Annotated in this window: 11 protein-coding genes; 10 read left to right on the top strand and 1 reads right to left on the bottom strand. The window is 36.9% G+C overall.

Annotation, left to right across the window (positions count from 1 at the left end; genetic code table 11):
* Positions 1-330 (bottom strand): DnaA N-terminal domain-containing protein (locus MHH73_RS22170; RefSeq protein ID WP_341069579.1); only part of this gene is annotated, 330 nt, incomplete at its 3' end.
* A 983-nt stretch (positions 331-1,313) separates the two neighbouring features.
* Between MHH73_RS22170 and rpmH the strand changes: the two genes are divergently transcribed.
* From rpmH to MHH73_RS22120, 10 genes are all read left to right on the top strand, one after another.
* On the top strand, positions 1,314-1,448 hold the full coding sequence (gene rpmH, locus MHH73_RS22165) for a 50S ribosomal protein L34 (protein ID WP_016201470.1): 135 nt from the start codon (positions 1,314-1,316) through the stop codon (positions 1,446-1,448).
* A gap of 148 nt (positions 1,449-1,596) precedes the next feature.
* Complete coding sequence (gene rnpA / locus MHH73_RS22160; protein WP_191817237.1) at positions 1,597-1,962, top strand: ribonuclease P protein component; 366 nt, start codon at positions 1,597-1,599, stop codon at positions 1,960-1,962.
* Between the two features lie 184 nt (positions 1,963-2,146).
* Positions 2,147-2,941 (top strand): YidC family membrane integrase SpoIIIJ, encoded by a 795-nt coding sequence (gene spoIIIJ / locus MHH73_RS22155; RefSeq protein ID WP_191817238.1) that lies wholly within the window; start codon positions 2,147-2,149, stop codon positions 2,939-2,941.
* A complete protein-coding gene (jag, locus tag MHH73_RS22150; protein WP_341069574.1) occupies positions 2,938-3,561 on the top strand; it encodes an RNA-binding cell elongation regulator Jag/EloR in 624 nt (207 codons plus the stop codon). Before spoIIIJ ends, jag begins: the two co-directional genes overlap by 4 nt.
* A 412-nt stretch (positions 3,562-3,973) precedes the next feature.
* Entirely contained in the window at positions 3,974-5,359 is a 1,386-nt protein-coding gene (mnmE, locus tag MHH73_RS22145; protein ID WP_191817240.1) for a tRNA uridine-5-carboxymethylaminomethyl(34) synthesis GTPase MnmE, read from the top strand.
* Positions 5,360-5,404: 45 nt separating this feature from the next.
* Positions 5,405-7,294: a tRNA uridine-5-carboxymethylaminomethyl(34) synthesis enzyme MnmG gene (mnmG, locus tag MHH73_RS22140; protein WP_191817241.1), complete on the top strand. Its 1,890-nt coding sequence runs from the start codon at positions 5,405-5,407 to the stop codon at positions 7,292-7,294.
* A 15-nt stretch (positions 7,295-7,309) separates the two neighbouring features.
* Positions 7,310-8,029, top strand: coding sequence for a 16S rRNA (guanine(527)-N(7))-methyltransferase RsmG (gene rsmG, locus MHH73_RS22135; protein WP_191817242.1), 720 nt, complete (start codon positions 7,310-7,312; stop codon positions 8,027-8,029).
* A gap of 111 nt (positions 8,030-8,140) precedes the next feature.
* The gene (gene noc / locus MHH73_RS22130; RefSeq protein WP_191817243.1) at positions 8,141-9,034 is read left to right on the top strand and encodes a nucleoid occlusion protein; all 894 of its coding nucleotides are present in this window, start codon (positions 8,141-8,143) and stop codon (positions 9,032-9,034) included.
* Between the two features lie 243 nt (positions 9,035-9,277).
* Positions 9,278-10,039, top strand: coding sequence for a ParA family protein (locus MHH73_RS22125; RefSeq protein WP_095371337.1), 762 nt, complete (start codon positions 9,278-9,280; stop codon positions 10,037-10,039).
* Complete coding sequence (locus MHH73_RS22120) at positions 10,032-10,886, top strand: ParB/RepB/Spo0J family partition protein (protein ID WP_341069569.1); 855 nt, start codon at positions 10,032-10,034, stop codon at positions 10,884-10,886. Before MHH73_RS22125 ends, MHH73_RS22120 begins: the two co-directional genes overlap by 8 nt.
* The last annotated feature ends 32 nt before the right edge of the window (positions 10,887-10,918 follow it).

Genomic DNA, 10,918 nt, shown 5'->3' with positions numbered 1-10,918 from the left:
ATTGAAGGTAATGTCTTGGGATTCCTCTTCGACAGGCTTCTTTTTGGCCGGACTGATGGCTTCAAGCTCTTCTTCGTCCTGGTTTTGCGGAATAATAAATTTAACTTCGAGTTGTTCCCCAGTCACTTCTTCTATTGTTTCAGAAATTAAGAGAGAATATCGCTCTTCTAGCCAATCTCGAGCAAATTCATTAGGTGCTTTGATCACTAATGTGTCTCCTTGAAGAGTATGTGCTTTAGTTGATTTCATCCAGGTTTCAAAGCTTGGTTTACTAATTTTCTTTTCTATTTTTGCTAAAGCCTGTTGCCATAGGTCAGATATATTTTCCAATGATGATCCCTCCTTTTCTTTGAAAATAACGGCAGAAAACGCCCACATGAATCTTTATATAGAAAAAATGAATAAAATAAGATGTGGAAAAATATATAATAAGGAAAAAAGGCGGCATTTCGACAATATCCACCACCTGTGGACAACCTTTTACAAAGGGGTTGAATAACCTGTCCACATGATATCCACAATCTGTGGATAATAAAATATATACCGTTCAGTTATTAAGTGTGAAAACACAAATATGATAACAGAAATAACAAGAGCGTGCAACGTTTTTTCGATGTTTATCCACAAGCGAAACAACCTGTTTATAACATTTGTCCACAGGTAGTGTTTTTGTGAAAAACTTGTCTATATGTAGTGTGGATAAAATAAATTTGTCGAAAAAAGTATCCACAAGTAAAAATATATGCTGAATTCTATATACGTGGATAAATGGATGAAAGACAGTCTTCGTTTATAAACGGGAACATGGTCAATGAACGGATGAGAAAAAAATTCTAGTGGCTGTGGAAAAAGAAATATGGGTACATAATGACACATAAGTTTAACTTTCGATGAGATTTATCGAATGATCATTATGGTCATTTGGTTAATATGGTTGCTTGATGGGGGAAATCGCAAATGAATAAACATGGAGAGAGAAGTGAAGTTTGATTCAGAAACCGAGAAAGCTAAAGTCTAAATCCAAAAAACGTGCGAAAAGGTTAAATAGAAACAGAAAAAAGTATGAGTAAAAATCCCTTCTATCATCGCCATTCAGGCTTTCCCATCAATGGTTTTCTCCAATAACCAAAAAATACTATTGAAATGAGGGTGACATTAGAGACGAAACAAAGTAAAATTCAGTACAGTGATGTTTTTTTAAAAAGTTGCGCGTAAAGGTTAATCATCCGTTGGATAGTTGACAATCTTTAGGTAGCATCTATATAATTAATAAGACTGTCTTTAACAGCTATTCCTCAGGGAGGTGTCATATAATGAAAAGAACTTATCAACCAAATAAACGTAAAAGAAGTAAAGTTCATGGATTCCGCAGCCGTATGAGCAGCTCGAACGGACGTAACGTTCTAGCACGCCGCCGTCGTAAAGGAAGAAAAGTATTATCTGCTTAGGCCACTGAAAATCAGTGGTCTTTTTTCACGTAATAGTGTAAAAAATAGTGAGTAAACGCATGATTGATCGATTGCGCAAATAGAGAATATAAGACTTATTTATACATGGGCTGTTACGGTCAATGTATGAAAAGAAGGTGTAAATGACATGAAGAAAGAATTTAGAGTAAAGAAGAATAAAGAATTTCAAGAAGCCTTTAAACAAGGTAAGTCATTTGCTAACCGGCAATTTGTTGTTTATTCTTTACAAAGAAATGACCAGTCTCATTTTAGAATAGGTTTATCTGTTAGTAAAAAGCTTGGTAACGCTGTCAAAAGGAACCAAATCAAGCGTTATATTAGACAGGCCTTCCATGAGCTGGATCAAGAGTTAAAACCAAATTATGATTATATTATTATTGCACGAAAGCCGACTGCTGAAATGAGCTTTTTTGAAATTAAGAAAAGCTTAGTGCATGTTTTGAAGCTTTCTCGGGTTGTTAAAACACATAAACATGGAAATAATAAGTCATAATGTCATTAAAAAGAGCTTTTTTTTATGAAATTTGGTAAAGACATCTCATATTCATATGACATATGAGGAAAAGATGATAAAATACATACCATGAGTAAAATCAGTTTATTCGATTCTCAGCAAAATGAAGAGATGATAGAAAAACTGTAACAATATTATCTAGGCATTAAGGAGGAAATAACGGTTGAAAAAGCGAATACCTTTATTGGTTGGTCTAATTCTAGTCACCGTACTTTTAGCAGGGTGTACGGAATTTAATGAGCCAATTACTTCCGAGAGTGAAGGCTTTTGGAACTCATACATCGTTTATCCGCTATCTTGGCTAATTATTAAAATTGCAGGTCTTATGGGCGGAAGCTATGGTTTGTCGATTATTGTCGTAACAATTCTGATTCGTCTAGTAATTCTACCATTGATGATTAAACAAACAAAGAGTTCTAAAGCAATGCAGGCAGTTCAGCCTGAGATGCAAAAGCTTCGTGAAAAATATAGTTCTAAAGATCAAAAGACACAACAAAAGCTTCAACAAGAAACAATGGAATTGATGCAAAAACATGGTGTAAACCCATTGGCGGGTTGTTTACCATTGTTTGTACAAATGCCGATTCTTATTGGATTCTATCATGCGATTTCAAGAACGCGTGAAATTGCTAATCATAACTTCTTATGGTTTGACCTTGGCGATGCCGATCCATATTATATCTTGCCAGTTGTTGCGGGTATTACAACATTCATTCAACAGAAGATGATGATGGCTGGACAAGACTTTAGTGCAAATGAAATGATGGCAACGCAAATGAAAATGATGTTATGGTTAATGCCAATCATGATCGTTGTTTTCGCGATTAATTTCCCAGCAGCACTTTCCTTGTACTGGGTAGTTGGTAACTTATTTATGATTGTCCAAACTTATTTCATTAAAGGTCCAGATATTAAAAAATCTAAAGAAACACAACCTGCGGGAGGAGCGAAAAAGTGAAAGAAATAACTGCTACAGGACAAACCGTCAATGAAGCAGTACATTCGGCTTTAGCTCAATTACAAACAACAGAGGATCGCGTAGAAATAGAGATTCTCGATGAAGGAAGGAAAGGGATCCTTGGTATATTCGGATCCCGTCCTGCAGTGATAAAAGCAACGATGAAAATGGATCCGATTGCAGAAGCGGAGAAATTTTTATTAGAGGTCAGTGAGAAAATGGGCGCGCCGGTTGAAATTGAAACTGTTAGAGACGGTAAAAATGTTGAATTTATTCTATCTGGTAATAAAATTGCTTTATTAATAGGTAAACGAGGTCAAACATTAAACGCTTTGCAGTATCTTACACAGCTTGTCGTCAACAGATATTCTGATCAATATTTTAATATCATATTAGATGCAGAAAACTATCGCCAAAGAAGGATGGATACGTTGGTGCAGCTTGCTGAAAGATTGGCAAGCCAGGCAATCAAAACCGGTAAAAAGGTATCACTTGAGCCTATGCCTTCCTATGAGAGAAAAGTGATCCACTCTGCTTTATCTCATGTAAAAAAAGTAGAAACGTATTCGGATGGCAATGATCCTCATCGACATATTGTGATTTCACCAGTTAAAAATTAACTCCTACTACATGGGTGTCCAAGCGGACGCTCTTTTTTTTTGGATAAAAACCCATTTACTTCTGAATCATTTTCGGAACTTACGAAAGAGGTTAGCAAACATTCGGAGCTGTTTTTATCAAAGAAATGGTCAAAGAGGAAAATAATGAATTCAGCATTGAATGATTGTTATTCACATGTGGATAAGTTAAAATAGAGCATAATACGACTTGGATTCTGTGGATAATTTTTAGAAGAAAAAAATTTGTCTATACTGTTGATAACAGGTATTTTCTTTAATTGGGGGATTTTTGACGAGGATGATCTCGCTTTTAATAATTGTTTGCATATGATATTCTGTTTTTTTGGGAAATAATTTTTTCATAGATTAAAGATAAGTAACTATAGATAAAAATGAAATGAGGTGAAGCCGCTTGGAACTTGATACAATAGCTGCTATATCAACTCCTATGGGTGAAGGCGCAATTGCAATTGTACGGCTGAGCGGACCTGAAGCTTTTGATATAGCGGACCATTTATTTAAAAGTGTGGGAGATAAACGTTTGAAAGAAGTCCCTTCCCACACGATTCATTATGGCCATATTATTGATCCGAAGACAGACCAAGTTGCTGAAGAAGTAATGGTCTCGGCCATGAAGGGTCCAAAGACATTTACAAAAGAAGATGTGATCGAGATTAACTGTCACGGTGGACTTGTTTCTGTCAATCGCGTCCTGCAATTAATGTTGACAAATGGTGCTCGCTTAGCTGAACCAGGTGAATTTACAAAGCGTGCTTTTTTAAATGGTCGCATCGATTTATCGCAAGCGGAAGCAGTGATGGATTTAATCCGAGCGAAAACGGATAAGGCTATGAATGTTGCCTTAGGACAAATGGAAGGCAGATTGTCAAATTTAATAAAAAGGTTACGACAAGAGATTCTTGAAGTACTTGCCCATGTGGAAGTGAATATTGACTATCCCGAATATGATGATGTTGAGGAAATGACACATCATTTACTACTAGAGAAGGCAAGCTTCGTTCAAAAGGAAATCGAGCAGTTGCTACGTACATCCCAGCAAGGGAAAATTTTACGTGAAGGTTTATCAACGGTCATCGTTGGACGCCCGAATGTTGGTAAATCTTCGTTATTAAATAGTCTAGTCCATGAAAATAAAGCGATCGTGACAGATATCCCAGGTACGACAAGAGATGTAATAGAAGAATATGTGAATGTAAGAGGTGTACCGTTAAAATTAGTAGATACAGCTGGTATTCGCGAAACAGAAGATATTGTCGAAAGAATAGGGGTAGAGAGATCACGACAAGTATTAAAAGAAGCGGATCTTATTTTACTCGTTGTGAACTATTCGGATGAGCTTACGGATGAAGATATCAATTTGTTTAAAGCAGTCGAAGGCATGGATGTAATTGTCATCGTGAATAAAACCGATTTAGAACAAAAGATTGATATGGAAAAAGTGAGACAACTCGCAGCTAATCAGAAGCTTGTGACAACCTCTCTTTTAGAAGAACAAGGAATTAACGAGCTTGAAGAGGCGATTTCTGAATTATTCTTTACTGGCTCTATTGAAGCAGAAGACATGACATATGTCTCTAACTCAAGACATATTGCTCTTTTACACCAAGCGTTAAATTCGATAAATGATGCAATAGAGGGTGTTGATCTTGGTACACCAATCGACATCGTACAAATAGATTTGACAAGAACATGGGAAATTCTAGGGGAGATTATTGGAGATAGTGTACAAGATAGTTTAATTGACCAGTTATTCTCTCAGTTCTGTCTTGGAAAATAAGAAAAAACCGTTGATATATAGATAAGAAAAGGGAGGTAAAATGAAATGGCTTATGAAGCAGGTTCATATGACGTTATTGTTATCGGTGCCGGTCATGCAGGAGTTGAAGCAGGTCTTGCCTCAGCTCGAATCGGGGCAAAAACTTTAATGGTCACAATCAATCTTGATATGGTTGCCTTTATGCCATGTAATCCCTCAATTGGTGGACCGGCAAAAGGAATCGTCGTTCGGGAAATTGACGCATTAGGCGGCGAGATGGGGAAAAATATTGATAAGACCTATATCCAAATGCGTATGCTTAATACAGGTAAAGGCCCCGCAGTAAGAGCATTAAGAGCACAAGCAGATAAATTTACGTATCAACATGAAATGAAAAAAACATTAGAAAACCAAGAGAATTTGACCTTATTACAAGGTATGGTTGAAAGTTTAATTGTTGAAGATGGTGAATGTAGAGGGATTATTACACAAACAGGCGCTACTTACTATGCGAAATCTGTTGTTATTACTACTGGTACATTCCTTCGTGGAGAAATTATCTTAGGAGAATTAAAGTATTCCAGTGGACCCAATAACCAACAACCATCGATCAAGTTATCCGAACATCTAGAAGCTTTAGGTTTTGATATGGTTCGTTTTAAAACGGGAACGCCACCGCGCGTAAATAGTCACTCAATTGATTATAGTAAAACAGAAATACAACCAGGTGATGATGTTCCTAGAGCATTCTCATATGAAACGACTAAATATATTACTGAACAACTGCCTTGTTGGTTAACATACACGAACGAAAAAACGCATACGCTCATCGACAATAACCTACATCGTTCTCCGATGTATTCTGGTATGATCAAAGGGACAGGTCCTCGTTATTGCCCGTCAATTGAGGATAAGGTGGTTCGTTTTAATGACAAACCGAGACATCAAATTTTCCTTGAGCCAGAAGGAAGAAATACGCAAGAAGTCTATGTACAAGGATTATCAACCAGTTTACCTGAAGATGTACAACAAGACATTTTGCGCACGATTCCAGGTTTAGAGAATGTGCAAATGATGAGAGCAGGTTATGCAATTGAATATGATTCCATTGTCCCGACGCAATTATGGCCAACATTGGAAACGAAAAAAGTGAAAAACCTCTATACTGCCGGCCAGATAAATGGTACATCCGGTTATGAAGAAGCAGCCGGACAAGGTCTAATGGCAGGGATGAATGCAGGGCTTCATTCACTTGGTAGAGAGCAAGTAATCTTAAGTCGCTCGGATGGCTATATCGGGGTACTCATTGATGATTTAGTAACGAAGGGGACGAACGAACCTTATCGTTTGTTAACTTCTAGAGCGGAATACCGTCTATTATTACGCCATGATAATGCCGATCTGCGTTTAACAGAAATAGGCTATAACGTGGGTATGATTAGTGAAGAACGTTATCAAAAATTCTTGTCTAAAAAACAGCAAATTGAAGAAGAAATAATGCGTCTAAAGAAGATTATTTTAAAACCAAATGCTGAGGTTCAAGGTTTAATTCAATCCCTAGGTGGAAGTGAATTAAAAGATGGTATACGTGCAAGTGATTTATTAAAAAGACCAGAAATGTCTTATGCTCATATTGAACAACTTGCTAAAGCAACGAGTGAGTTAGATGATGAGGTAAAAGAACAAGTAGAAATACAGATTAAGTATGAGGGCTATATTGAAAAATCATTACAACAAGTAGACAGACTGAAAAAAATGGAAAACAAAAAAATTCCAAATCAAATCGATTATGATGATATCAATGGGCTTGCGTCTGAAGCACGCCAAAAATTGAAATCAGTGCGTCCTCTATCTTTAGCACAAGCGTCTCGTATTTCTGGTGTAAACCCAGCAGATATTTCTATTCTACTCGTTTATTTAGAACAAGGGAGAATTGCGAAAGTCGCTAATGAATAAGAGAGGATTGAACGCATGAATACAGAACAATTTGTTCATTTGCTTAAGGAGAAGGGAATTTCCCTCTCCGACCAGCAAATGGAACAGTATGAATTGTACTATTCGACGCTTGTTGAATGGAATGAAAAAATGAATTTAACGGCCATCACAGAAAAAGATGAAGTATATTTAAAGCATTTTTATGACAGCATCTCAGCTGCTTTTTATTACGATTTCAATCAGCCGTTAAAGGTATGTGACGTTGGAGCAGGAGCAGGTTTTCCAAGTATCCCTTTAAAAATTGCTTTTCCTCAAATCCAAGTGACAATCGTAGATTCTTTAAACAAACGGATTGGTTTTTTAAATCATTTAGCTGAAGAACTTGGGTTAGATCATGTCGAGTTTGTACATGATCGCGCAGAGACATTTGGCAAAAACAAAAAATACCGCGAAAGCTTTGATCTTGTCACAGCAAGAGCAGTAGCAAGATTGTCGGTACTGAGTGAATTATGCTTGCCCTTAGTCAAAGTCGGTGGTACCTTTTTAGCTATGAAAGGTGCAGGGGCTGAACAAGAACTAGATAAAGCAAACAAAGCAATAACAACCTTTGGTGGTAAACTGATAGATTCACACACTTTCACATTACCGGAAGAAGAAAGTGAAAGAAACATTCTAGTAATTAAGAAAGAAAAATCTACCCCTAATAAATATCCAAGAAAGCCGGGAACGCCTAATAAATCACCGATTGAATCGTGAAATTGAGCGTGTATGGTTTTTTATATCACTATAAATTGATAGATCATCGCAGGATTTGTCTACTTTGTAGAGAATAGGTTATAGGGAGTTTCGTAAAGGTGGTGCAGGGTGATGAAGCATTCTTTCTCACGCCTTTTTGGCCTAGGCGAAAAGGAAAAAACAAATGAAGACAAGCTAGACGAACAAGCAGATATGGAAATGGAAGAGGCAGATACATTAGCAAGCCAAGAAGAGGTAAAGAAGATACCAATTGATCAAATCGTTCCTAACCGTTTTCAGCCTCGGACAATATTTGATGATGAGAAAATAGAAGAGCTTTCTCGTACAATTCATATTCACGGTATTATTCAACCCATTGTCGTTAGAGAATACGGTGACAATCAATTTGAAATTATTGCAGGTGAGCGTCGCTGGCGTGCAATGAATAAATTGGGTTGGGAAGAAGTTCCCGCCATTGTCAAGAATATGAGTGATACAGAAACGGCCTCAATTGCGCTTATTGAAAATTTGCAGCGTGAAGAGCTTTCGCCTATTGAAGAAGCGGTTGCTTACGGAAAGCTACTAGAGTTACATAACTTAACACAAGAAGCATTGGCACAACGTCTAGGAAAAGGGCAATCAACAGTAGCCAATAAATTAAGGTTGTTAAAATTACCAGAAGAAGTACAAGAGTCCCTTTTAAGAAAAGAAATCACGGAACGACATGCAAGGGCATTAATTCCATTAAAAAGCCACGAGAAGCAAGTGAGTTTATTAGCTGAAGTCGTTGAAAAACATCTCAATGTAAAGCAAACAGAAGACCGAGTGGTAAAGCTTTTAGAAAAAGATCAACCAAAGGCAAAACCAAGAAGAAAAGCTTTCAGTAAAGATATGCGTATTGCTGTCAACACTATTCGCCAATCGCTTTCAATGGTCTCTGATAGTGGCATAAACTTAGATTCACAAGAGGAAGAATTTGATGAATTCTATCAAATAACCATCAAAATTCCAAAAAAGAAAAAATAAATGACTAAGCCAATCTCAAATCACCTTTTGCGAGATATGGCTCTTTTTTTATCCTGAAAATAGCCTCTGGAAGATTTTCTTATTTTTCTTAAAATAATTATTCTTCCCCTCACGTTCATGATAAAATAGATTCGTGCTTTGAAAAAGTGACAAAAGTACAAACACAATGATGTCTTTAATAAGGGTTTTAAATAGATTACATACGTAGAAAAACAAACATGTGAAGAAAGCAGGTGAGTTCAGGTGGGGAAAACGATTGCTTTAGCTAACCAAAAGGGTGGCGTAGGAAAAACAACAACAGCAGTGAACTTAGGTGCATGTCTGGCTTCTATGGGCAAAAAAGTGTTGCTTGTAGATATAGACCCACAAGGAAATGCCACGAGTGGTATTGGTATTGAGAAAGCGGAAGTAGACTATTGTATTTATGATGTATTAGTGGACGATTTAGAAGCAAGTAAAGCCATCAAACCAACAATTGTAGAGAAACTGCATATTATACCTGCTACGATTCAACTAGCAGGAGCGGAGATTGAACTTGTCCCAACCATTTCAAGAGAAGTCCGTTTAAAAAGAGCGTTAGAAGACGTGAAGGAGAACTATGATTATATTATTATCGATTGTCCTCCATCACTAGGATTACTAACACTCAATTCATTAACAGCATCTGATGCCGTATTAATTCCTGTTCAATGTGAATATTATGCGCTTGAAGGATTAAGTCAACTTTTGAATACAGTAAGACTTGTGCAAAAACATTTAAATCAAGATCTGCGTATTGAGGGCGTTCTGTTAACAATGTTGGATGCAAGAACGAATTTAGGGATTCAAGTCATAGAAGAAGTGAAAAAGTATTTTCAAGATAAAGTGTATCGCACGGTGATTCCTAGAAATGTACGCTTAAGTGAAGCACCAAGTCATGGCGAGCCAATTATCACATATGATCCAAAGTCTCGCGGAGCAGAAGTATACTTAGACTTAGCAAAGGAAGTGTTAACAAATGGCTAAGGGGTTAGGAAAAGGGCTCAATGCCTTCTTTACGAATGTGGACAAAGAAAGTGAAGAGACAATTGTAGAAATCAAACTTAAGGAAATACGTCCTAATCCGTATCAACCGCGAAAAATCTTCACAAAAGAGAGCATAGAAGAACTAAAACAATCGATTCTTACACACGGAATCCTCCAACCCATCATTGTTCGTAAAAGCATTAAAGGCTATGAAATTGTTGTTGGTGAAAGAAGATATCGGGCAGCAAGAGAGGCCAATATGGCGACGATGCCAGTTATTATTCGCGATCTATCGGAACAACAAATGATGGAATTAGCTATATTAGAAAACCTTCAAAGAGAAGATTTAACACCAATTGAAGAAGGCGCAGCTTATCAATTATTAATAGAAAAGTTGAATATTACGCAAGAGGAATTGGCTAAGAGATTAGGGAAAAGCCGCCCGCATATTGCCAATCATATTCGCTTACTTTCACTGCCAGCTAAAGTACAAGAGATGATTGCTGATGGGAAATTAACGATGGGTCACGGTCGGACACTGTTAGGGTTAAAGAAAAAATCCCTTATGGATACGGTTGTCGAAAAAGTGTTAAAAGACTCTTTAAATGTAAGGCAGTTAGAACAATGGATCGGGCAATTAAACGAAAAAGTTCCACGTGAAACAAAGAAGAAAGTAAATAAAGATGTATTTATTCAATCACATGAATCTTCGCTTAGAGAAAGATTTGGCACAAACGTGCATATTAAAAAAGGAAAAAAGAAAGGGAAAATAGAAATCGAATTCTTTTCTAACGACGATTTGGAGCGAATACTGGATCTTTTAGATCAGCAAAAAGAATCCATCTAGCCACTTAGTCGTTTGCTAGATAGACATCATGA

This window comes from Cytobacillus sp. FSL K6-0265, from assembly GCF_038003465.1.
Lineage (GTDB): Bacteria > Bacillota > Bacilli > Bacillales > Cytobacillaceae > Cytobacillus > Cytobacillus stercorigallinarum.
The sequence above is the reverse complement of the archived record's forward strand: the minus strand, read 5'-3'. Positions and strand labels throughout refer to the sequence as shown.